This window comes from Actinomadura miaoliensis (assembly GCF_039536785.1).
GTDB lineage: Bacteria > Actinomycetota > Actinomycetes > Streptosporangiales > Streptosporangiaceae > Spirillospora > Spirillospora miaoliensis.
Window position 1 is genome coordinate 761,432 of the sequence record NZ_BAAAZG010000001.1, and the last position, 23,132, is coordinate 784,563.

At 75.0% G+C, this 23,132-nt stretch carries 17 protein-coding genes; 8 read left to right on the forward strand and 9 right to left on the reverse strand.

Going from position 1 to position 23,132, the window contains the following annotated elements; translation table 11 throughout:
* Positions 1-7: 7 nt before the first annotated feature.
* The 7 genes from kdpA (at position 8) to ABD811_RS03545 (ending at position 12,799) form a co-directional block, all read left to right on the forward strand.
* The gene (kdpA, locus tag ABD811_RS03515; RefSeq protein ID WP_344940541.1) at positions 8-1,666 is read left to right on the forward strand and encodes a potassium-transporting ATPase subunit KdpA; all 1,659 of its coding nucleotides are present in this window, start codon (positions 8-10) and stop codon (positions 1,664-1,666) included.
* The gene (kdpB, locus tag ABD811_RS03520) at positions 1,666-3,828 is read left to right on the forward strand and encodes a potassium-transporting ATPase subunit KdpB (RefSeq protein WP_344940544.1); all 2,163 of its coding nucleotides are present in this window, start codon (positions 1,666-1,668) and stop codon (positions 3,826-3,828) included. The genes kdpA and kdpB overlap by 1 nt, the downstream gene beginning before the upstream one ends.
* A 7-nt stretch (positions 3,829-3,835) precedes the next feature.
* Positions 3,836-4,720, forward strand: coding sequence for a potassium-transporting ATPase subunit C (locus tag ABD811_RS03525; RefSeq protein WP_344941064.1), 885 nt, complete (start codon positions 3,836-3,838; stop codon positions 4,718-4,720).
* A gap of 13 nt (positions 4,721-4,733) precedes the next feature.
* Positions 4,734-7,355, forward strand: coding sequence for a sensor histidine kinase (locus tag ABD811_RS03530; RefSeq protein ID WP_344940547.1), 2,622 nt, complete (start codon positions 4,734-4,736; stop codon positions 7,353-7,355).
* A 52-nt stretch (positions 7,356-7,407) separates the two neighbouring features.
* Positions 7,408-10,032 carry a DUF4118 domain-containing protein gene (locus tag ABD811_RS03535; RefSeq protein WP_344940549.1) on the forward strand — a complete coding sequence of 875 codons (2,625 nt, stop codon included), beginning with the start codon at positions 7,408-7,410 and terminating at the stop codon, positions 10,030-10,032.
* Positions 10,029-10,703, forward strand: a complete 675-nt coding sequence (locus ABD811_RS03540; protein ID WP_344940552.1) for a response regulator — start codon at positions 10,029-10,031, stop codon at positions 10,701-10,703. The genes ABD811_RS03535 and ABD811_RS03540 overlap by 4 nt, the downstream gene beginning before the upstream one ends.
* An 80-nt stretch (positions 10,704-10,783) precedes the next feature.
* The gene (locus ABD811_RS03545) at positions 10,784-12,799 is read left to right on the forward strand and encodes an APC family permease (protein ID WP_344940554.1); all 2,016 of its coding nucleotides are present in this window, start codon (positions 10,784-10,786) and stop codon (positions 12,797-12,799) included.
* Here ABD811_RS03545 and ABD811_RS03550 read toward each other — a convergent pair.
* The gene (locus ABD811_RS03550) at positions 12,789-13,736 is read right to left on the reverse strand and encodes an NAD-dependent epimerase/dehydratase family protein (protein ID WP_344940556.1); all 948 of its coding nucleotides are present in this window, start codon (positions 13,734-13,736) and stop codon (positions 12,789-12,791) included. The two genes, ABD811_RS03545 and ABD811_RS03550, sit on opposite strands and share 11 nt — an antisense overlap.
* A gap of 204 nt (positions 13,737-13,940) precedes the next feature.
* Here ABD811_RS03550 and ABD811_RS03555 point away from each other — a divergent pair, with 204 nt between their 5' ends.
* Positions 13,941-14,897 carry a sensor histidine kinase gene (locus ABD811_RS03555; protein WP_344940559.1) on the forward strand — a complete coding sequence of 319 codons (957 nt, stop codon included), beginning with the start codon at positions 13,941-13,943 and terminating at the stop codon, positions 14,895-14,897.
* Here the strand turns inward: ABD811_RS03555 and ABD811_RS03560 are convergent.
* The 8 genes from ABD811_RS03560 to ABD811_RS03595 all read right to left on the reverse strand — a co-directional run bounded on the left by ABD811_RS03560 (position 14,868) and on the right by ABD811_RS03595 (position 23,124).
* The gene (locus ABD811_RS03560) at positions 14,868-16,184 is read right to left on the reverse strand and encodes a beta-ketoacyl synthase N-terminal-like domain-containing protein (RefSeq protein ID WP_344940562.1); all 1,317 of its coding nucleotides are present in this window, start codon (positions 16,182-16,184) and stop codon (positions 14,868-14,870) included. The genes ABD811_RS03555 and ABD811_RS03560 overlap by 30 nt on opposite strands.
* Positions 16,181-17,500, reverse strand: a complete 1,320-nt coding sequence (locus tag ABD811_RS03565; protein ID WP_344940565.1) for a beta-ketoacyl-[acyl-carrier-protein] synthase family protein — start codon at positions 17,498-17,500, stop codon at positions 16,181-16,183. The genes ABD811_RS03560 and ABD811_RS03565 overlap by 4 nt, the downstream gene beginning before the upstream one ends.
* Positions 17,497-18,483, reverse strand: coding sequence for a cupin domain-containing protein (locus ABD811_RS03570; RefSeq protein WP_344940568.1), 987 nt, complete (start codon positions 18,481-18,483; stop codon positions 17,497-17,499). The genes ABD811_RS03565 and ABD811_RS03570 overlap by 4 nt, the downstream gene beginning before the upstream one ends.
* A gap of 73 nt (positions 18,484-18,556) precedes the next feature.
* Positions 18,557-18,820 (reverse strand): acyl carrier protein, encoded by a 264-nt coding sequence (locus tag ABD811_RS03575; RefSeq protein WP_344940571.1) that lies wholly within the window; start codon positions 18,818-18,820, stop codon positions 18,557-18,559.
* A complete protein-coding gene (locus tag ABD811_RS03580) occupies positions 18,780-20,180 on the reverse strand; it encodes an acetyl-CoA carboxylase biotin carboxylase subunit (RefSeq protein ID WP_344940574.1) in 1,401 nt (466 codons plus the stop codon). The genes ABD811_RS03575 and ABD811_RS03580 overlap by 41 nt, the downstream gene beginning before the upstream one ends.
* 13 nt (positions 20,181-20,193) lie before the next feature.
* The gene (gene accB, locus ABD811_RS03585; RefSeq protein ID WP_344940577.1) at positions 20,194-21,069 is read right to left on the reverse strand and encodes an acetyl-CoA carboxylase biotin carboxyl carrier protein; all 876 of its coding nucleotides are present in this window, start codon (positions 21,067-21,069) and stop codon (positions 20,194-20,196) included.
* The gene (locus ABD811_RS03590; protein ID WP_344940580.1) at positions 21,062-22,735 is read right to left on the reverse strand and encodes an acetyl-CoA carboxylase carboxyltransferase subunit alpha; all 1,674 of its coding nucleotides are present in this window, start codon (positions 22,733-22,735) and stop codon (positions 21,062-21,064) included. Before ABD811_RS03590 ends, accB begins: the two co-directional genes overlap by 8 nt.
* Positions 22,732-23,124, reverse strand: coding sequence for a TcmI family type II polyketide cyclase (locus tag ABD811_RS03595; protein WP_344940584.1), 393 nt, complete (start codon positions 23,122-23,124; stop codon positions 22,732-22,734). Before ABD811_RS03595 ends, ABD811_RS03590 begins: the two co-directional genes overlap by 4 nt.
* Positions 23,125-23,132 lie beyond the last annotated feature (8 nt).

Consider the following 23,132-nt stretch of genomic DNA (forward strand, 5'->3'; position numbering starts at 1 on the left):
GAGCTCGATGACGGCGGGCGTCCTTTTCCTGGGATCGCTCGTGCTCGCCCTGGCCGCGGCGTACCGGCCGCTGGGCGACTACATGTACCGGGTCTACTCGGGAACGCGGCACTCCCGTCCCGAACGCCGGATCTACCGGCTGATGGGCGTCGACCCCGGGGCCGAGCAGCGCTGGGGCGTCTACGCGCGGAGCGTGCTGGCGTTCTCGCTCGTCAGCGTGCTGTTCCTGTACGGGTTCCAGCGGCTGCAGAACCGGCTGCTGCTGAGCCTGGGCATGGCGCCGGTCGAGCCGGACCAGGCGTGGAACACCGCCGTCAGCTTCGTCACCAACACCAACTGGCAGTCGTACTCGGGCGAGTCGACGATGGGCCACCTGGTGCAGATGGCCGGGCTGGCGGTGCAGAACTTCGTGTCGGCGGCGACCGGCATGGCCGTGGCGGTCGCGCTGGTCCGCGGGTTCGCGCGCACGAGGACCGACCGGCTCGGCAACTTCTGGGTGGACCTGACCCGCGGGTCGCTGCGGATCCTGCTGCCCGTCGCGTTCGCCGCCGCGATCGTCCTGGTAGCGGGCGGCGCGGTGCAGAACTTCTGGAACCCGCCCGACCACACGGTGGGCACGGTCGCGGGCGGCCACCAGGCGCTGACCGGCGGGCCGGTGGCGAGCCAGGAGGCCATCAAGGAGCTGGGCACCAACGGCGGCGGGTTCTACAACGCCAACTCCGCGCACCCGTTGGAGAACCCCACCGCCTGGACGAGCTGGCTGCAGATCTTCCTGATCCTGCTCATCCCGTTCGCGCTGACCCGCACGTTCGGCCGGCTGGTGGGCCAGGTGCGGCAGGGCTACGCGATCGCCGCGGTGATGACCGTGCTGGCGTTGGTCAGCGTGTCGCTGACCATGCTGTTCCAAGGCATGCACCACGGCACGGTGCCCACGGCGGTGGGGGCGGCCGCGGAGGGCACCGAGACCCGGTTCGGGGTGCTGAACTCGGCGGTGTTCGCCGCGGCCACCACGCTGACCTCGACCGGCGCGGTGAACTCGGCCCACGACTCCTACACCGGCCTCGGCGGCATGATGCCGCTGGTCAACATGATGCTCGGCGAGGTCGCGCCGGGCGGTGCCGGCTCGGGCCTGTACGGCATGCTGATCCTGGCCGTGGTCACGGTGTTCGTGGCCGGGCTGATGGTCGGCCGCACCCCCGAGTACCTGGGCAAGAAGATCGGCGGCCGGGAGATGAAGTTCGCCTCGCTGTACTTCCTGACGACGCCGGTGCTGGTGCTGGTCGGCGCCGGGACGGCGATGGCGACCGGCGACGGCCGCGCGGGGATGCTCAACTCCGGACCGCACGGGCTGAGCGAGGTGCTGTACGCGTTCACCTCGGCGTCCAACAACAACGGGTCGGCGTTCGCCGGGCTCGGCGCGAACACGGTCTTCTACAACACCGCGCTCGGCCTGTGCATGGCGCTGGGCCGGTTCCTGCCGATCGTGTTCGTGCTGGCGCTGGCCGGGTCGCTGGCCCGGCAGGGCGCCACGCCCGCCTCGGAGGGCACGCTGCCCACCCACCGGCCGCAGTTCGTCGGCATGGTCGCCGGCGTGACGGTCGTGCTGGTCGCGCTCACGTTCCTGCCCGCGCTGGCGCTCGGGCCGCTGGCCGAAGGGATCCACTGATGACCGTGCGGACCCGCATGTCCGGACGCCCGGCGCGGCCGCCCGCCCCCACCCCGCCGGGACGGGTCCGGAGCGGCCTGCTCGACCCGGGGCAGCTGCTGCGGTCGCTGCCGGACGCGGTGCGCAAGCTCGACCCGCGCACGCTGTGGCGCAACCCGGTCATGCTGATCGTGGAGGTCGGCGCGGTGTGGTCCACGGTGCTGGCGGTCGCGCGGCCGAGCTGGTTCGGCTGGCTGGTCGTGGCGTGGCTGTGGCTGACGGTGATCTTCGCGAACCTGGCCGAGGCGGTGGCCGAGGGACGCGGCAGGGCGCAGGCCGACACGCTGCGCCGGGCCAAGAAGGACATGGTGGCGCGCCGCCTGACCGGCTGGTCGCCCGGCCGGGCCGACGCGGCCGAGGAGACCGTGCCCGCCCCCGAGCTGCGTCCGGGCGACATCGTCGTGGTGGAGGCCGGGCAGCTGATCCCGGCCGACGGGGACGTGGTCGAGGGCATCGCCAGCGTGGACGAGTCGGCGATCACCGGCGAGTCGGCCCCGGTGATCCGCGAGTCGGGCGGCGACCGGTCCGCCGTCACCGGCGGCACCAGGGTGCTGTCGGACCGGATCGTCGTGCGCGTCACGCAGCGGCCCGGGGAGAGCTTCATCGACCGGATGATCGCCCTGGTGGAGGGCGCCACCCGGCAGAAGACGCCCAACGAGATCGCGCTGAACATCCTGCTGGCCGCGCTGACGATCATCTTCCTGCTGGCCACCGCAACGCTGCAGCCGCTGGCGGTCTACTCCCGGCACGCCAACCCCGGCGTGCCCGACTCCCCGGCGCTCGGCCCGCACGGGATCACCGGCATCGTGCTGGTGGCGCTGCTGGTGTGCCTGATCCCGACGACGATCGGCGCGCTGCTGTCGGCGGTCGGCATCGCCGGGATGGACCGGCTCGTGCAGCGCAACGTGCTGGCGATGAGCGGACGCGCCGTCGAGGCGGCGGGCGACGTGAACACGCTGCTGCTGGACAAGACCGGCACGATCACGCTCGGCGACCGGCAGGCGGCGGAGTTCCTCCCGCTGGACGGCGTGGCCGCGGACGAGCTGGCCGGCGCGGCGCAGCTGGCCAGCCTCGCCGACGAGACCCCCGAGGGCCGCTCGGTGGTCGTGCTGGCCAAACGGGCGCACGGGCTGCGCGAGCGCTCCCCCGGCGAGCTGGCGCACGCCACGTGGGTGCCGTTCACCGCGCAGACCCGGATGTCGGGCGTCGACCTGGACGAGGGGATGAACCGGTCGCTGCGCAAGGGCGCGGCCGGGGCGGTCGCGGCGTGGGTGCGCGAGCGCGGCGGGACGGTCCCGGACCGGCTGGCGGAGATCGTCGACGGCATCTCCGCGTCCGGCGGCACGCCGCTGGCGGTCGCCGAGTGCCGCGACGGCGAGGCCCGCGTGCTGGGGGTGATCCACCTCAAGGACGTGGTGAAGCGGGGCATGCGGGAGCGGTTCGCCGCGATGCGGGCGATGGGCATCCGCACCGTCATGATCACCGGGGACAACCCGCTGACCGCCCGGGCGATCGCCGAGGAGGCCGGGGTGGACGACTACCTGGCCGAGGCCAGGCCGGAGGACAAGCTCGCCCTCATCAAGAAGGAGCAGGAGGGGGGACGCCTGGTCGCGATGACCGGCGACGGCACCAACGACGCGCCCGCGCTGGCGCAGGCCGACGTCGGGGTGGCCATGAACACCGGGACCACGGCCGCCAAGGAGGCCGGGAACATGGTGGACCTGGACTCCGACCCGACCAAGCTCATCGAGATCGTCGCGATCGGCAAGCAGCTGCTCATCACCCGCGGCGCGCTGACCACCTTCTCCATCGCCAACGACATCGCCAAGTACTTCGCGATCATCCCGGCGATGTTCGCGGCGCTGTACCCCGGGCTGGACGCGCTGAACGTGATGCGGCTGCACAGCCCGCAGTCGGCGATCCTGTCCGCGGTGATCTTCAACGCGCTGATCATCGTGGCGCTGATCCCGCTCGCCCTGCGCGGGGTGAAGTACCGGCCGAGCAGCGCCGCCACGCTGCTGTCCCGCAACCTGGCCGTCTACGGGCTGGGCGGGCTGGTGGCGCCGTTCGCCGGCATCAAGCTCATCGACCTGATCGTCCGGTTCCTTCCTGGGATGTCCTGACATGCTTATGCCTAGCTGGATCCGCCGGCACCTGGCCGCCGTGCGCGCGCTGCTGGTCCTCACGGTGGTCCTCGGCGTCGCCTACCCGCTCGCGGTGTTCGCGGTGGCGCAGTCCCCCGGCCTCAGGGGCAAGGCCGGCGGGTCGGTCGTCACGACCGCCGGCGGCCGGACGGCGGGCAGCGCGCTCGTCGGCCAGTCGTTCACCGGCCGGGACGGCCGCCCCCTGCGGCAGTACTTCCAGAGCCGCCCGTCCGCCGCCGGCGACGGGTACGACCCGCTGTCCACCGGCGCGAGCAACCTCGGCCCCGAGGACGTCCTGGACAGGCTGCCCTCGCCCGGCGCCGAGGGCCGGCAGAGCCTGCTCACCCGGGTCTGCGAGCGCAGCAAGGCGGTCGGGGAACTGGAGGGCGTGGACGGTTCCCGCCCGTACTGCACGCCCGACGGCGTCGGGGCGGTGCTCAAGGTGTTCGGGACGCGCACCGCGGGCGGGTCCGTCCCCAGGCCGACCCGTGTGGTGAGCGCCAACCAGGCGTGCCCGGCCAGGCCGTTCCTGACCGCCTACGAGGGCGTGCGGGTCGAGTGCGCCACGCCCGGAGAGGACCTGTCCACCGGGCTGACCGTGCCGATCCGGGGGAACGCGCCCGCCACGCCGAAGGTGCCCGCCGACGCGGTCACCGCCAGCGGCAGCGGCCTGGACCCGCACATCAGCCCCGCCTACGCGATGCTGCAGGCGCCGCGCGTGGCCCGGGCGCGCGGCATGACGCTCGCGCAGGTGCGGGCGGCCGTCCGGCACAACCAGACGGGACGCGCCCTGGGGTTCATGGGCGAACCCGTGGTGAACGTCGTCCGGCTCAACCTGCAACTGGACAGCACCAACCCCTACCACGGCTGAGAGGGGAGCGACCATGGCGCGCGGGCGGCTCCGCGTCTACCTGGGGGCCGCCCCCGGCGTCGGCAAGACCTACGCGATGCTCGCGGAGGCCCGCCGCCGCCGGGGGCGCGGCACCGACGTGGTGGCCGGGTTCGTGGAGACCCACGGCAGGCCCCGCACCCGGGAACTGCTCGACGGGCTGGAGGTGGTCCCCCGCCGCGTCGTCCCCTACCGGGGCACCGCCTTCACCGAACTGGACGTCGACGCGGTGATCGCGCGGCGCCCGCAGGTGGCGCTGGTCGACGAGCTGGCGCACACCAACGTGCCGGGCTCGCGCAACGCCAAGCGGTGGCAGGACATCGACGAGATCCTCGACGCGGGCATCGACGTGATCTCCACCGTCAACATCCAGCACCTGGACTCGGTGAACGACGTCGTGGAGGCCATCACCGGCGTGCCGCAGCGCGAGACCGTCCCCGACGAGGTGGTCCGCCGCGCCGACCAGGTCGAGCTGATCGACATGGCCCCCGAGGCCCTGCGGCGCCGCATGGCGCACGGCAACGTCTACGCCCCGGAGAAGATCGACGCCGCCCTCGGCAACTACTTCCGCGTCGGCAACCTGACCGCGCTGCGCGAGCTGGCGCTGCTGTGGCTGGCCGGCAAGGTCGACGACCAGCTCGACCGCTACCGCGCCGACCACGGCATCCGCGGCACCTGGGAGGCCCGCGAACGCGTCGTGGTGGCGCTGACCGGCGGGCCCGAGGGCGACACGCTGATCCGCCGCGCCGCCCGCATCGCCGACCGCTCCAAGGGCGCCGACCTGCTGGCCGTGCACGTCGCCTCCGGCGACGGGCTGACCGGCGCCGACCCGGCCCACCTGGTCCGCCAGCGCACGCTGGTGGAGAGCCTGGGCGGCACGTACCACCAGGTGGTCGGCGACGACGTGCCGACCGCGCTGCTGGACTTCGCGCGCGGCGTCAACGCCACCCAGCTGGTGCTGGGCGCGTCCCGCCGGGGCCGCGTCGCGCAGCTCCTCTCCCGCGGCGTCGGGGTCACCACCACCGCCCTGTCCGGGACGATCGACGTGCACCTGGTCGCCCACGAGGAGGTGAGCCGGGGCCGGCGGCCGCGGTCGCCGGGCGGCCGGCTGTCGGGGCGGCGCCGCACGGCGGGCTTCGCGCTGGCGGCCGCGCTGCTGCCGCTGCTGACGGTCCTGCTGCGCACCGCTCAGCCCGACCTTTCGCTGCCCAGCGACATCCTGCTGTTCCTGGTCGCGGTGATCGGCGCGGCGCTGGCCGGCGGGCTGTACCCGGCGCTGTTCGCGGCCGTGGCCGGGTCGCTGCTGCTCAACTACTTCTTCACCCCGCCGACGTACCGGTTCACGATCGCCGAGCGGGACAACCTGCTGGCGCTGGTGGTGTTCGTGGTGGTGGCCGCGGCGATCAGCGCCGTGGTGGACGTCAACTACCGGCGCAGCCGCGAGGCGGCCAGGGCGCGCACCGAGGCGGAGGTGCTGTCCACGCTGGCGGGCGGCGTGCTGCGCGGGCAGAGCGCGCCGCGCGACATCCTCGAACGGCTGCGCGAGACGTTCGGGCTGACGGCGGTGACGCTGCTGGAGCGCGAGCCGGGCACCGCCGAGACCCCCGGCCTGCACGGCGACCCGGAGCGCTGGCGCATCGTGGCCACCGCGGGCGGTCCGCCGTGCCCGGCTCCGCGGGCCGGGGAGAACGAGATCCCGATCTCCGAGGAACTGGTGCTGGTCATGCGGGGGCGCACCCTGCGGGCCGAGGACCGGCGGGTGCTGGAGGCGTTCGCCGCGCACGCCGCCGTGGCGCTGCGGCAGCAGCGGCTGAGCGCCGAGGCCGAGCAGGTGCGGCCGCTGGCCGAGGCCGACCGGATGCGCACCGCCCTGCTCAACGCCGTCGGCCACGACCTGCGCACCCCGCTCGCCTCCGCCAAGGTCGCCGTCGACGGCCTGCGCAGCCGGGACGTCGACTGGAGCGAGGAGGACCGCGACGAGCTGCTCGACACCGCCGCCGAGTCGCTGGACCGCCTGGACCGGCTGGTGGCCAACCTGCTGGACATGAGCCGCCTGCAGGCCGGGGCGCTCGGCATGTCCCCGGCGCGCGTCGCCGTCGGGGACCTGGTGCCGCGGGCGCTCGGCGAGGTGGGCGACGCGGAGGTCCGCATCCGGGTGCCGGACACGCTGCCGGACGTGCTCGCCGACCCGGCGCTGCTGGAACGGGTCCTGGCCAACCTCGTCGGCAACGCCGTGCGGCACAACCCGCCCGGCGGCGAGCCCGTCGCGGTGACCGCCAGCGCGCACGCCGAACACGTGGAGATCCGGGTGATCGACCGCGGCCCCGGCATCCCGCCCGCCGCCCGGGACCGGGTGTTCCTGCCGTTCCAGCGCCTGGACGACCGGTCCGCCGGGACCGGGGTCGGGCTCGGTCTGGCGCTGTCGCGCGGGCTGACCGAGGCGATGGGCGGCACCCTGACCCCCGAGGAGACCCCCGGCGGCGGCCTCACCATGATCGTGTCGCTGCCCGCCGCGGGCACCGCCGAGGACGGCGCCGCCCTGCCCGGCCCGTACCGCTTCGACGCGTACCGCTTCGACGCGGACCGCGCGTCCGGCCGCGCGGCGAGCGACCCGTAGATTTCGCATAGCCACAAAACGGGGATGATCCGGGCCTGGGGGGTGAACGGGCATGGGCAAGCGGGGCACCTGGCGCATCTACCTGGGCGCCGCGCCCGGCGTCGGCAAGACCTACGCCATGCTGAACGAGGGACGGCGGCGCGCCGCCCGCGGCACCGACGTGGTCGTCGGGCTCGTCGAGACGCACGGCCGCGCCCGCACCGCCGAGCAGATCGGCGACCTGGAGGTCGTCCCCCGCCGGGAGATCCGCCACCGGGGCCGGACGTTCACCGAGATGGACGTGGACGCGGTGCTGGCCCGCGGACCGCGGGTGGCGCTGGTCGACGAGCTGGCGCACACCAACGTGCCGGGCTCGCGCAACGCCAAGCGCTGGCAGGACATCGAGGAGCTGCTGGAGGCGGGCGTCGACGTGATCTCCACCGTCAACGTCCAGCACCTGGAGTCGCTGAACGACGTGGTCGAGCGCATCACCGGGGTGCGCCAGCGCGAGACCGTCCCCGACGAGGTGGTCCGCCGCGCCGAGCAGATCGAGATGGTCGACATGACCGCCGAGGCGCTGCGGCGCCGCATGGCGCACGGCGCCGTCTACCCGCCGGAGGAGATCGACGCGGCGCTGGCCAACTACTTCCGCGCCGGGAACCTGACCGCGCTGCGGGAGATCGCGCTGCTGTGGGTGGCCGACCGGGTGGACGAGGTCCTGGCCCGCTACCGGCACCGGCACGGCATCACCCGGCCCTGGGAGGCGCGCGAGCGGATCGTGGTGGCGCTGACCGGCGGCCCGGAGGGCGACACGCTGATCCGGCGGGCGGCGCGGCTGGCCGCGCACGCCGGGCACGCCGACCTGCTGGCGGTGCGGGTGGTGCGCGGCGACGGCCTCACCGAGCGCTTCCCGCGCGAGCCGGCCCGGCAGCGGGCGCTGCTGGAGAGCCTGGGCGGCACGTACCACCAGGTGGTCGGCGACGACGTCCCGACGGCGCTGCTGGAGTTCGCGCGCGGCGTCAACGCCACCCAGCTGGTGCTGGGGTCCAGCCGCAGGCCCGGCTGGCAGTTCGTGTTCGGGCCGGGCGTGGGCACCACCGTGGCGCGCGAGGCCGGGGACCTGGACGTGCACATCGTCACCCACGAGCACGTCGGCAAGGGCCGCGGGCCGGGCCGGATGGCCGGGCCGGCGCTGAGCCGCCGCCGCCGCGCCACCGGGTGGGCGCTGGCCGTGGCGGGCCCGGCGCTGCTGACCGCGGTGCTGACGGGCCTGCGCGGCGAGTCGGGGCTGACCACCGACATCCTGTTCTACCTGGCGCTGACGGTCGGGGTCGCGCTGGTGGGCGGGCTGTGGCCCGCGGTGGCCGCGGCGGTCCTGGGCTGCCTGCTGGCCAACTGGTTCTTCACCCCGCCGTACCACACGATGAACGTCGCCCGGTTCGAGCACGTCGCCGCGCTGGTGATCTTCGTGGGGGTGGCGGTGGCGGTGTCGTCGGTGGTGGACCTGGCCGCCCGCCGCACCGCGCAGGCCGCGCGCAGCGGCGCCGAGGCCGAGACGCTGAGCATGCTGGCCACCAGCGTGCTGCGCGGCGAGCAGGCGCTGCCCGCGCTGCTGCGGCGCGTCCGCGAGACGTTCGGGGCCGGGTCGGTCGCGCTGCTGGAGCGTTCCGGCCACGGCTGGGTCACGCTCGGCGCCGCCGGTCCCGGCCCGTGCGCCGACCCCGAGGACGCCGACGCGCACGCCGCGGTGCCCGCCGGATCCGGGCCGGACGGGCGCGGCGAGACGGTGCTGGCGCTGCGCGGACGGGTGCTGCCCGCCGCCGACCGGCGCGTCCTGACGGCGTTCGCCGCGCAGGCCGCGGCGGTGCTGGAGTGGCGGCGGCTGGCCGAGGAGGCGGCGCACGCCCGCCGGCTCGCCGAGGGCAACCGGATCCGCACCGCGCTGCTGGCCGCGGTCTCCCACGACCTGCGCACCCCGCTGGCGTCGATCAAGGCCGCCGTCAGCAGCCTGCGTTCGGCGGACGTGACCTGGGACCCCGAGGACGAGGCCGAGCTGCTGGCCGCCATCGAGGAGTCGGCCGACCGGCTCGACGGGCTGATCGGCAACCTGCTGGACATGAGCCGCCTGCAGACCGGCGCGGTGACGCCGCTGACCCGGCCGGTCGCGGTGGACGAGGTGCTGCCGGGGGCGCTGCGGGGCGTCCCCCCGGGCCGCGTCGTGGTGGACGTGCCCGACACGCTGCCGCCCGTGCCCGCCGACGCCGGGCTCCTGGAGCGGGCGCTGGCCAACGTGGTGGAGAACGCGGTCCGGCACAGCCCCGGCACGGTGCTGGTGTCGGCGGACGAGCTGCGTTTCGGCGGCGGCCCCGGCCGGCTGGAGATCCGCGTCGTCGACCGCGGGCCGGGCGTGCCGGACGCCGACAAGGAGCGCGTCTTCGGCCCCTTCCAGCGGCTGGACGACGGCAGGCGCGGCACCGGGGTCGGCCTCGGGCTGGCCGTCGCGCGCGGGTTCGTCGAGGCCATGGGCGGCACCCTGGACGCCGAGGACACCCCCGGCGGCGGGCTGACCATGGTGTTCGCGCTGCCGCTCGCGCCCGCGCCGTCCCCCGTACCGTCCCCCGTACCATCCCCCGCGCCGGACGGGCCGCCCGCGCCGGAACACGGACCCGCACGGGAACCGCAGGGAGGCACACGGTGACGCGCGTACTGGTCGTCGAGGACGAGCCGCAGCTCGTCCGGGCGCTGCGGATCAACCTGCGGGCCCGCGGCTACGAGGTGGACGCCGCGCCCGACGGCCGCACCGCCCTGGACCTGGCGGCCCGCCGCCGCCCGGACGTGGTGGTGCTCGACCTGGGCCTGCCGGACATGGACGGCGTCGAGGTCATCCAGGGGCTGCGCGGGTGGCTGAACGTGCCGATCATCGTGCTGTCGGCGCGGCAGGCGTCCGCCGACAAGGTGGAGGCCCTGGACGTCGGCGCCGACGACTACGTCACCAAGCCGTTCGGCATGGACGAGCTGCTGGCCCGGCTGCGCGCCGCCGTCCGCCGCGCCGCCCCCGCCGGGGAGCACGCCGTGGTGGAGACCGCCGCGTTCACCGTCGACCTGGCCGCCCGGAAGGTCACCCGCGGCGGCGCCGGCGTGCGGCTGACGCCCACCGAGTGGCACGTGCTGGAGGTGCTGGTCCGCAACGCCGGGCGGCTGGTCGACCAGAAGCGGCTGCTGCGCGAGGTGTGGGGCCCGGCGTACGAGAAGGAGACCGGCTACCTGCGCGTCTACCTGGCCCAGCTGCGCCGCAAGCTGGAGCCCGACCCGGCCCGTCCCCGGCACCTGATCACCGAGCCCGGCATGGGCTACCGCTTCGACCCCTGACGCTGCGACCTGGACTCTTCGGCCGGACCTCGCCGTTAGGCGGGGGCCCGGCCGGGTACGCGGCGCATGAGGTGGTCGCCGTGAAGGCCGTCCTTAGACTCCCCAAGCGCTTTCTGGTGGGGCGCCCGCTGCGCACTCAGCAGATGGGCGAGACCCTGTTGCCCAAACGCCTGGCGCTGCCGGTGTTCTGCAGCGACCCCCTGTCGTCCAACGCCTACGCCACCGAGGAGATCCTGCTCGGGCTGGGCCTGGGCGGCATGGCGCTGCTGCACCTGACGCCCTGGGTGGCCGCGGCGGTGATCGCCCTGCTGGCCGTCGTGGTGCTGTCGTACCGGCAGACCTGCCGCGCCTATCCCGACGGCGGCGGCGCGTACGCGGTCAGCCGCGCCAACCTGGGCGTGAACGCCTCGCTGGTCGCCGCCAGCGCGCTGCTGATCGACTACGTGCTGACGGTGGCGGTGTCGGTGGCCGCCGGCGTCGCGAACATCGTGTCGGCGCTCCCCGCGCTGCACCCGTACGCGGTGCAGCTGTGCGTCGCGATGATCGCGGTGCTGACGGTGATGAACCTGCGCGGCGTCAAGGAGTCGGGCACGGTGTTCGCGATCCCCACCTACGGGTTCGTCACCGTGGTGTTCGCCATGCTCGCCTGGGGCGCGGTGCGCGCGCTGACCGGCCACGTGCCGGTGGCCGAGTCGGCGTCGCTGCGCGTCGAGCCGACCCACCAGGCCGCCGGGCTGCTGGCCGCGGCGATCGTGCTGCGCTCCTTCTCCCAGGGCTGCACCGCGCTGACGGGCGTGGAGGCGGTCAGCAACGGGGTGCCGAACTTCCGGCCGCCCAAGCCGGCCAACGCGGCGGCCACCCTGGCGCTCATGGGCGCGATCACCGTGACGATGTTCGCGGGCATCACGGCGCTGGCGATGGCGGCGCGCGTGCACGTCGCCGACGCCCCCGGACGGCTGGCGGGCGCGCCCCCGGGCTACATGCAGAAGACCGTGATCGCGCAGGAGGCGGCGGCGGTGTTCGGCGCCGGCTCGTTGCCGTTCTTCCTGGTCGCGGCGTTCACCGCGGCGATCCTGGTGCTGGCGGCCAACACCGCGTTCAACGGGTTCCCGATCCTGGCCTCGATCCTGGGCGAGGACGGCTACCTGCCGCGCCAGTTCGGCCGCCGCGGCGACCGGCTGGTGTTCAGCAACGGCATCGTGCTGCTGGCGCTGCTGGCGATCGCGCTGATCTGGGCGTTCGACGCCAGTACCACCCGGCTGATCCAGCTGTACATCATCGGGGTGTTCGTCTCGTTCACCCTCAGCCAGTGGGGCATGGTGCGGCACTGGACCCGGACGCTGCGCACGGACGACGCCGCGCCCCGCGGCCGCGTCCACCGGTCCCGGCTGGTCAACGGGCTGGGCGGCACGCTGACCGCGCTGGTCCTGGTGATCGTGGTCGTCTTCAAGTTCACCCACGGCGCCTGGATCGTGTGCGTGGCGATGCCGCTGGTGTTCTGGATGATGAGGGCGATCCGGCGGCACTACGACCGGCTGGACGCCGAGCTGCGGCCGGGCGACGAGCCGGTGCCGCTGCCCAGCCGCATCCACGCGGTGGTGCTGGTGTCCAGGCTGCACACCCCGACCCTGCGGGCGCTGGCGTTCGCCCGCGCCACCCATCCCAGCACCCTGACCGCCGTCACGGTGGACGGCTCCCCCGCCCAGGTGGCCGAGCTGGAACGCGAGTGGCGGGAACGCGACATCCCGGTGCCGCTGGTCGTCCTGGACTCCCCGTACCGGGACATCACCGGCCCGGTGCTGGACTACGTGTCGCGCGTCCGCCGCAGGAGCCCCCGCGACGTGGTGTGCGTGTTCATCCCCGAGTACGTCGTCGGGCACTGGTGGGAGCAGGTGCTGCACAACCAGAGCGCCCTGCGCCTGAAGACCCGGCTGCTGTTCCGCCCCGGCGTCATGGTCTGCAGCGTCCCGTGGCAGCTGGACTCGGCCGGCACCGAGGCGCAGGCCCGCACCGCCGAACGCGCCGCCATGAACAGCCGCCACCGCGTCCGCAGGGTCGTGCCCCTGCCGCGCCGCCACTCGGGCGTCACCCGGTGACGGCGGCCGTCAGGTGCTCCCACTGGCGGGCCAGGCCCTCGGCCAGGCCGGTGGCGGGGACGTGGCCGAGCAGGTCGCGGGCCTTGGCGAGGTCGGCGCAGGTGACGGCGACGTCCCCGCGCTGCGGCACGTCATCGATCACCGGGACCGGGCGGCCGGTGACCTCGGCGGCCAGGTCGAGCAGCTCCCGCAGGGACACGCCGGCGCCGCCGCCGACGTTGACCGCCTCGGCGCGCGCCGCGACCGCCCCCGCAGCCAGGGTCGCGGCGACGGCATCGCCGACGTAGGTGAAGTCACGGCGCTGAGTGCCGTCGCCGTACACGCGCACGGGCTCGCCGGTGAGCGCCGCCCGCAGCACCCGGCTGATCATCATGTCGGGGCGCTGACGGGGGCCGTAGAGGGTGAAGTACCGCAGCGCCACGACCGAGGTGCGGGCGTCCGCCTCGCGGGCGTGGGCCAGGCACAGCCGTTCGGCCGCCAGCTTGGTCATCCCGTACGGCGAGGCGGGCAGGGTCGGGTCGTCCTCGCGTGAGGGCAGCCCGGTGGTCGTTCCGTACACGCTGGAGGAGGACGCGAACACCAGCCGGGGCGTCCGCACACGCGCGCAGGCGGCCACGACGCGCCGCGTCGCCAGCACGTTGGACGCCACGTAGGCGCCGAACCGCGGCCCCCACGAGGCGCGCACCCCGGGGACGGCCGCCAGGTGGTAGACGGTGACGGCCTCGTCCAGCAACGGTTCCAGCGGCGTGTGGTTGAGGTCGGCGACGACGAGGCGGAACCCCGGCCGCTCCAGCGCACCGGCCAGGTTGCGCGCGGCGGTCTCGTCCAGGTCCGGGGAACGGCGGTCGACGCCCAGCACCGTGTGCCCGCGGGCCAGCAGCGCCTCAGCCACATGGGATCCCAGGAACCCCGCCACCCCCGTCACGACCGTGCGCATCCGCCCAGATTGTCACATTCGCCGCGGCCGGCACGTCGCGAGCACCGTCACGGACATCGTGATCTACCGCCTGCGACGGCATTCTTGACATTGATCTTCTTGATCACCTGCTTCGGCGCGCCTACCATCCTGACTGGTCAGTGGCGGTGCAGGGGGTCGGCGGGGCGACATCTTCGGGGGCGAGTTGACAAGGGACACGGGGCCGTGACGCGGCCGCGGACGGCGCTGCCCGCGAACGGCGGGCCCGCCGCGCAGGCACCCGCCCGATGGCGCGACCGCCGGATCGGCCTGCTGGCGGGCGGCGCGGCGATCGGCGTGCTGGCGGGGGCGGCGCTGGGTCACCGGGTGGTGCAGCGGCACGGCCGCTTGGGCCGGGGGGAGGCCGACGGGGTCACCCTGGCCGTGCAGCGCGAACGCCAGCGCATCGCACGCGAGCTGCACGACGCGGTCGGCCACGGGCTGGTCGTCATCGCCATGCACTCGCGGCGGCTGCCGGCGGTCAGCGCGCAGGCGCAGTCGGTGGCCCGGCTGATCGACGAGACCGCCCAGGCGACGCTGCGGGACATGCGGCAGATCATCGGCACGCTGCGCGGCGCGCCCGAGCCCGGCGGCTGGCTGCTGTCGCAGCGGGCCGCCGAGCTGATCGGGCGGATGCCCGACCGGCGCGCCGTCGAGCTGGAGGTGACCGGGCGCGAGCCCGCGCTGCCGCTCGACCTGCGCACCACCGCGCTGCACATCGTCCAGGAGAGCCTGGCCAACGCGCTCAAGCACGGCGGGGGCAGGCTGCGCGTGCTGATCGAGTACGGCGACGAGCTGCGCATCACCGTGACCAACGAGGGCGGGCACCCGCCCGGGGACGGCTGGGCCGGTCCCGGCGGGCAGGGCCTGCGCGGACTGGTCGAGACCGTCACCGCGCGGGGCGGATCGTTCACCTTCGGGCGCCCGCCCGGCGACGGCTTCCTGGTGCGCGCCCGGCTGCCGCTGCCCGCGGCGCGCCGGCCGCCCGGCGCCCCGCCCGGAACCCCGGCCGACGCCGGGACCGACGCACCGGGCGAGGCGCCGAACGAGGTTCCGAACGAGGTTGCGAACGAGGCGCCGGGCGACGCACCGGGTGAGGCTTCGGGCGGGGCGTCATCCGACGTCATGGCGCACCGTCCGTAGCACGGCGGCGGCGTTGAACCCGCCCGACCCGCGCGCCACCACCAGCGCGTGGCGCAGCGCGGCGTGCTCGCGGGGCTCGCTGACCAGGTCCAGGCCGTAGCCGCCGTCGGCGTCCAGGTTGACCGACGGCGGGATCGTGTCGTGGTGCAGCGCCAGCGCCGCCCAGGCCAGGTCGAGCGCGGCGGCGCCCGAGCCGAGCCGCCCCGTCATGGTCTTGGGCACCGTTACCGGGATGGCCCCGACCGCGTGCGCGAACACGTCGTTGATCGCCGCGGCCTCCAGCGCGTCGCGCGCCGGGTCGCCCGCCCCGTCGGCGAACACCACGTCCACGTCCTGCGGGGTGAGCCCGGCGCGTTCGATGGCCAGGCGCATGGCCCGGGCGAGCTGCCGGTGGTCCGGCGGCGGCCCGGCGGGCCGGTGCGCGTCGTGGGTGGACGCCGTGCCGGCCAGCTCGGCGTAGATCGTGGGCGCGCCCCGGCGCAGCGCCCGCTCGCGCTCCTCCACGACCAGGATCGCGCCGCCCTCCCCGGGCACCGCGCCGCTCGCCGACCGCGCGAACGGGCGGTAGGCGGTGCGCGGGTCGTGCCCGCCGCTCATCTCCCGCGTCCCGTGGCAGGTGATCGCGTACGGGGACAGCGGCGCCTCGGCGCCGCCCGCCAGCACCGCCTCGGCGCCGCGCCGGATCAGCCGGCGGGCCTGCGCCACCACGTCGATGCCGCCGGCGCCGTCGGACATGACGACGCCGCACGGCCCCTTGATGCCGTGCCGGATCGACAGCTGGCCGGTGCTGGCTGCGTAGAACCAGGCGATCGACTGGTAGGCGGTGACGTCCTGCGGGCCCTGCGCGTACAGCGCCTGGATCTCCCGCTGGCCGAACTCGTTGCCGCCCGACGCGCTGGAGGTCAGCACGCCCAGGGCGAACGGGTCGTCCTCCGCGGCCGGGTCCAGCCGCGCGTCGGCCAGCGCCATCTCGGCGGCGGCCAGCGCCATCCACGTCCACCGGTCGGTCTGCACCCGCAGCCGGTCGGGGACGAGCCGTTCGGCGTCGAACCCGGTCACCTGCCCGGCCACGTGGATCGGCAGGTCCGCGGTGTCGAACGCGGTGATCGGCGCCAGCCCGCACGTGCCGCGCAGGGTCGCCGCCCAGTGCTCGGCCACGCCGATGCCGGTCGGCGCGACCACGCCGATCCCGCTGATCACCGTCACGCGGCCGCCGTCCGCGCCGCCGGCCCCGCGGGTCCGCCCGCGGCTGAGGGTCGCGGCCGTGCGGCCGCCTCCCGCGCTCATGAGTCCGCCCGGCCGCCCGCGAGCCGGGAGAAGATCATGGCGGACTGGAAGCCGCCGAAGCCGCTGCCCGCCGACAGCGCGTGGTCCACCCGCGCCTCCCGGGCCGTGACGGGCGTGTAGTCCAGGTCGCAGTCGGGGTCCGGAGTGTGCAGGTTGGCGGTGGGCGGGATGACCCCGCGCTGGATCACCAGCGCGCACGCGGCCATCTCGATCGACCCGATCGCGCCGAGCGAGTGCCCGACCACCGACTTGATGGAGCTGATCGGCACCTGGTAGGCGGTGTGGCCCAGCGCGCGCTTGTAGGCGGCGGTCTCGTGCCGGTCGTTCATCTTGGTGCCGGACCCGTGGGCGCTGATGTACCCCAGGTCGGCGGGGTCGAGCCGGGCCTGCCGCATGGCGTCGCGGATGGCCTCGGCCAGCTCCAGGCCGTCGGGCCGCAGCCCGGTCATGTGGAAGGCGTTGGCGCGGGTGCTGTACCCGGTGATCTCGCAGTAGATCTCGGCGCCGCGGGCCCGGGCGTGCGCCAGCTCCTCCAGCAGGAGCACCGCGCAGCCCTCGCCGAGCACGAAGCCCCGCCGGTCGGCGTCGAACGGCCGGGACGCGCCCTCCGGGTCGTCGTTGTGCGGGGTGGTCGCCCGGATCGCGTCGAACGCGGCGGCCGAGAACGGCGTGACCGGCGCCTCCGACGCGCCCGCCACCATCACGTCGGCCTCGCCGTCGACGATCAGCCGGTGCGCGTGCCCGATGGCGTCGATGCCCGCGGTGCACCCGGTGGAGATCACGGCGGCGGGCCCGTGCGCGCCGTACCGCACCGCCAGCTCGCTGGCGCCGCTGGACGGCACCAGCGCCTGGTACAGGAACGGCATGACGTGCTCGGCGTCGACCACCCAGTGTCTGCCGTGGTCGCTGGCGACCACGTACTCGTCCTCCAGCGTCGCGGCGGCGCCGGTGGCCGTGCCGAGCGACACCCCCATCCGGTCGGTGTCGACGCCCCGGGGGTCCAGGCCGCTGTCGGCGACCGCCTCGTCGGCGGCCGCCATCGCCAGCTGCACGAACCGGTCGGTGCGCCGCACCTCCCGGGGCGTCAGCCCGTAGTGGGCCGGCACGAAGTCGCACTCGGCCGCCACCTGGGACCGGAAGCGCGCGGGATCGAAGAAGGTGATGCGCCGGATGGCCGGTTTGCCGTTGACGATCCGCCGCCAGAACTCCTCGCGGTCGCCGCCGCCCGGCGCCACGACGCCGATGCCCGTGACGACGGTCCGCCGCGCCCCGGCGGCGGACCGGGAACGCCTCGCCGCGCCCTTCTCGGGCCTCACGACGTCTCCCTCACGCGCGGCTTCGGGCCCGTCTTCGCGCCCGTCTTCGCGCCCGTCTTCGCGCCCGCCCGGCCCGACTTGGCCCCGGCGTTCCCCGGCCCGGCGTTCCCCGGCCGGGCTTGCGCGGCGGCGGACGCGGCGGGCGCGGCGCTGCCCGCGGCGCCCGCCGGCTCGTCCTCGGTGTCGACGTGGCCGAGGTCGGGACGCGGCGCGAGCGGGCTCAGGTGGAACACCACCAGCGACTCGCGGTCGCCGCCGGTCACGCGGTGCCGCACGCCGCGCGGGATGAGCATGGCCTGCCCCGCGCCGATGGTCGTGGGCCGCCCGTCCAGTTCGACGCGCATCTCCCCGGACGTGACGAACAGGAACTCCTCCGAGTACGGGTGGTAGTGCTCGCGGGTGCGCTCGTGCGGGCCGAGGCGCATCGCCCCGCCGAACGCGAACGCCGAGCCGATGGTGCTCGGGGCCAGCAGCGTGCGCATGTCGCCGCCGCGCCGGGTGTTGGACGGCACGTCGTCCAGCCCCATCACCGTGCTGCGCCGCGCCTCCAGCCGCTCCTTGATGATCCGCATCTGCTCGACCGAGTTGCGGTTGATGTTGCCGGTCATCCACTCGTCGTCCACGGGCGCGTCCGGCTTCATGCGGAAGTGCTGCACCCAGCGCATCCGGGTGCGGTCGGGTTCGAGCTCCTCGAACGTCCAGATGATGTCCATGAACTCGAACGGGCCGGTCTCCACGCGGCGGGCCCGCACGGTGCGGGTGCGCGGGTCCCACTCCCGGCGCGACACCCACGACCAGGACGTGCCGTTCTCGTCGGGGTGCATGGTGAGCCGGAAGGTGACCGCGTGCTCCTCCTCGTCGAGCACCTCCACACTGGCGTACTCGGTGAACAGTTCCGGCCAGCCGCGCACGTCGTTGGTCCTGGTGAAGACGTACCCGGCGGGCGCGTCGATGACGATCGAGTTGTCGGTGGTGCCGATCATGTCGTCCTCTCCTCTGCGGGCCCGCTCACGGGCCGGCGCGTTGCCGCGGGGCCCGGGCGGGCCCCGCGGGCCCTCAGGCCCCGGCGAGCCTGCCGTTGACCAGTTCGCGCACTCCGGCGGGACTGGTCTCGGCGGTGATGTCGTCCTCGATGTCCACGCCGTAGCGGTTCTTGATCCGGCTGGCGATCTCGAAGCGCGCCAGCGAGTCCAGGCCCAGTTCCTCGAAGGACCTGCCGTGGTCGCCGGCCGTCACGCCGGCGGACGCGCCCACCGCGCGCAGCAGCGTCAGGACGTCGTCATCGGTGAGCACCGGTGCGGACGTCGTCTTCTCGGACATCGCTGTCTCCTTTCGAACGGGTCATCTGGTCGACGAGATTCGTGTGGTGCCGTCCCGCGGCGAAGTCCGGATGCGCCAGCAACTCGCGCAGCAGCGGGACGGTGGTCGCCACGCCCGGACCGTGGACGGTGAACTCGGCCAGGGCCCGGTCGGCTCGGGCGACGGCCTGCTCCCGGGTGGGCGCCCAGACGACCAGCTTGGCGATCAGCGAGTCGTAGTGGGAGGGCACCCGGTCGCCCTGGGCGAAGCCCGAGTCGACGCGCGTCCCCGGCCCGCCGGGCGGGCGGAACACCTCCAGCACCCCGGGCGTGGGACGGAAGTCGGCGTCGGGGTCCTCGGCGTTGATCCGGCACTCGATCGCCCAGCCCGAGGCCCGCACGTCCCGCTGGGTCAGCGTGAGCCGCTCCCCCGCCGCGACGCGGATCTGCTCGCGGACCAGGTCCAGGCCGGTGATCATCTCGGTGACCGGGTGCTCGACCTGGATCCGCGCGTTCACCTCCATGAACGTGGGCCGGCCCGAGTGGTCGACGAGGAACTCCACCGTCCCGGCGCCCTCGTAGCCCAGGGCGCGGGCCGCCATGACCGCGTACTCGCCCAGCCGGGCGCGCAGGTGCGGCGACAGCCCCGGGGACGGCGCCTCCTCGATCAGCTTCTGCCGGCGCCGCTGCAGGGAGCAGTCGCGCTCGCCCAGGTGGAGCGCCGTGCCGTGCCCGTCGCACAGCAGCTGCACCTCGACGTGCCGGGCGGCGGGCACGTACCGCTCCAGGTACACCTCGCCCGACCCGAACACGGTGCGGGCGACCGCCGTGGTCTCCCGGTAGGCGCGGCGCAGCGCGGACGGCGAGTCGGCCACCGCGATGCCGCGTCCCCCGCCGCCCGCGGCCGCCTTGACGATCACCGGGTAGCCGACGGACCGCGCCACCTCCTGGGCGTCGTCGAGGGTCGGCAGCGTGCCGTCGCTGCCGGGCAGCACCGGCAGCCCCGCGTCGGCCAGCAGGCCGCGCACCCGGGCCTTGTCGCCCGCGACCTCCATGACCTCGGGCGGCGGGCCGATGAACGCGATGCCGTGCTCGGCGCAGATCCGGGCGAAGTCGGGGTCCTCCGACAGGAATCCGTAGCCGGGGTGGATCGCGTCGGCGCCGGTGCGCAGCGCCGCCTCGATGATCGCGGGCACGTACATGTAGCTGCGCCGCGCCTGCGGCGGGCCGATCTGCACGGTCTCGTCGGCGTACGCCGCGGCGCGGCCGTCCCGGTCGGCCGTGGAGTGCACCGCGACGGTGGCGATGCCCATCTCCCGGCAGGTGCGGGCGATCCGCACGGCGATCTCGCCTCGGTTGGCGATGAGGATCTTCTGGAACACCGCGGGCCCCCGGTCAGTCCTGCCGGTGGTCGGCACGGTGGTCGGGGCGCTGGTCCGGGCGCTGGTCGGGGCGGATGCGCACCAGCGGCTGGCCGAACTCCACCGGGGCGGCGTCGGGGACGACCACGTCCACGACCTCGCCCGAGCAGGCCGCCGGGATCTCGTTCATCAGCTTCATCGCCTCGATGATCCCGACCGGCTGTCCGGCCTCCACCCGGTCGCCGACCTCCACGAACGGCGCCTCGCCCGGCGCCGGGGACCGGTAGAACGTGCCGACCAGCGGCGCGGCGCAGGTCTCCAGCTCCTCGTCGGCCTGCGCGGCGTCGACCGGCCCGGCCGGCGCGGGCACCGCGCCCCCGCCGCCCGCGGCGGCGACCTCACCGTTCACGCCGCCCGCGGCGGGCCCCCCGGCCGGCCCCCAGGTGATCTCGAACGAGCAGTCACCGGCGCGCACCGCGAGCTGGGCCAGCGGCCCGGGCACGGTCTTGACCAGGCAGGCGACCTCCTCGCGCAGGACGCGCAGCAACCCCTCCCAGTCGGGCCGGGCCGCGGTGCCGGCCGCCCGCGCGGCGTCGCCGGCGGGCCGGCTTCTGCCCAGGCCGTTGCGGTGCCGCTCCTTGGCGGCTCCGTTCCCGGCGGCCTTGGCGGCGCCGTTCCCGTTGGGACCACCCTTGACGGCCCCGTTCCCGGACCCGTTCCCGGCTCCGTTGCCCGACCCGTTCCCGTTTCCGGACGGGCCTGTGCCCGCGCCGTTCGGGGCCGGGTCCTGCGCCAGGTTCGTCCCGTTACGGCCGTGCGTGACGTCCCCTCGGGAACGGCCCTTGACCACGCCGTTGCCGGCGGCGCGCCGCGCGTCGTCCGCCGCGGCGGGTGCGAAGTGTTCAGACATCGGCGACCACCCCCAGGTCGCGGAAGCGGGCGTGACGCCGGGCCACCAGTTCGGCCCCGTCCAGCCCGTCCAGTTCGTGCAGCGCGGCCAGCACGGCCGCCTTCAGTGCGTCGGCGGCGTCCTCGGGCGCGCGCTGGGCGCCGCCGCCGGGTTCGGGCACCACGCCGTCGACGACGCCGAGCCGCATCAGCTCGGGCGCCGTGACGCGCAGCGCCCCGGCCATCGCCGCCGCCCGGCCCGGATCCCCGCAGAGGATCACCGAGCAGCTCTCCGGGCTGATCACCGAGTAGCAGGCGTGCTCCATCATCAGCACCCGGTCGGCCACGGCCAGCGCGAGCGCGCCGCCGCTGCCGCCCTCCCCGATCACGGTGGCGACGACCGGCACGGTCAGCTCGGCCATCGCCGCGATCGACTCGGCGATCGCCCACGCCTGGCCGCGCTCCTCGGCCCCCACGCCCGCCGCCGCGCCCTGCGTGTCGACCAGGGTGACGACGGGCAGGCCGAGCCGCTCGGCCAGCCGCATCAGCCGCACCGCCTTGCGGTACCCCTCGGGGTGCGGCATGCCGAAGTTGCGGGCCACCAGCCCGGCGGTGTCGTGCGCCTTCTGGTGGCCGACGACCATGACATTGCGGCCGCCGAGCCGGGCCGGGCCGCCCACGATCGCCGGGTCGTCGCCGTGCGCGCGGTCGCCGTGCAGTTCGACGAAGTCGGCGCACATCATGCCGACGTAGTCCAGTGTGGTGGGACGGTTGATGTCGCGGGCGAAGCGCACGGTCTCCCAGGCGTCGCGCTCCGGCGCGTCCGGCCGCCGCGGCGCCTCGTACCGCCCGGCGTCCGCGGCGCGCGGCGCGCACAGCGACAGGACACGGGCGAGCACCGGGCGCAGGTTGGCGCGCGGGTCGACGCGGTCGACCATGCCGTGCTCGCGCAGGTACTCGGCGGTCTGGAAGCCCTCGGGCAGCGCCCGGCCGGTGGCCGACTCGACCACCCGCGGCCCGGCGAACCCGATCAGGGCGCGCGGCTCGGCCAGCACGATGTCGGTCAGCGTGGCGAACGACGCGGTGACCCCGCCGAACGTGGGATCGGTCAGCACGCTCACCGTCAGCACCCCGGCGCGCGCGCAGGCGCGGACCGCCTGCGCGGTCTTGGCCATCTGCATCAGCGACAGGCAGCCCTCCTGCATGCGGGCGCCGCCGGAGGCCACGACGAGCAGCAGCGGCGTGCGGGTCGCCAGCGCCTCCTCGGCCGCCCGCGTCACCGCCTCGCCGACCGCCGAGCCCATGCTGCCGCCCATGAACGCGAAGTCCATGACGGCCACGACGACCGGAGCGCCCTGCACGGTGCCGCGTCCGCGGACGACCGCGTCGTCCAGAGAGGTGCTCTCCCTGGCCCGCGCCAGCCGCTCCGGATAGGGCATCCGGTCGTGGAAGCCCAGCGGGTCGGCGCTGCGGACGCGGTCGGGCGCGGCGGCGAACGACCCCGGGTCGAGCAGGTGGTCGAGGCGTTCGGCCGCGCGCAGGCGGTGGTGGTGCCCGCAGTCCGGGCACACGCCCAGCGATCTGGTCAGCCTCGGGACGTACACGGTCGTGCCGCAGCCCGCACACCGCACCCAGCGCCCGGCGACCTGGGCACGCCTGTCCGAGGCGGCCAGGGTGCCGCCACTCATCCGTCCCTCCGCGCGGCGGTCCCGGGCGGCGCGGGCTCCCGCAGCGCGGGCCCCCGCGCGCCCTCCTCCGGCGTCCACCGGTAGAACTCCTCGGCCATGGCGTCCTTCGGGGCACGCCACGTCGCCGGGTCGTAGGCCATCACGTAGGCCTGCAGGTCGTCGCTGAGCCGCTTGAAGTCGGCGCGCCCGCGGGCGCTCTCCACCGCCGCCCGAGCGTCCCCCTCGAATTCCACGTAATGGAAATACAGTCCGTGGAACTGGTAGAGGTGACGCCGGACGACGCCCAGCGCGCGGGGCAGTTCCGACGCGTCCGAGTCGGCGAATAGCCGGGCGACGCCGTCGGCTCCGCCTGGTTTGAGACGGGCGACGATGAGGGTCCGATCAGGCACGGCGGCTC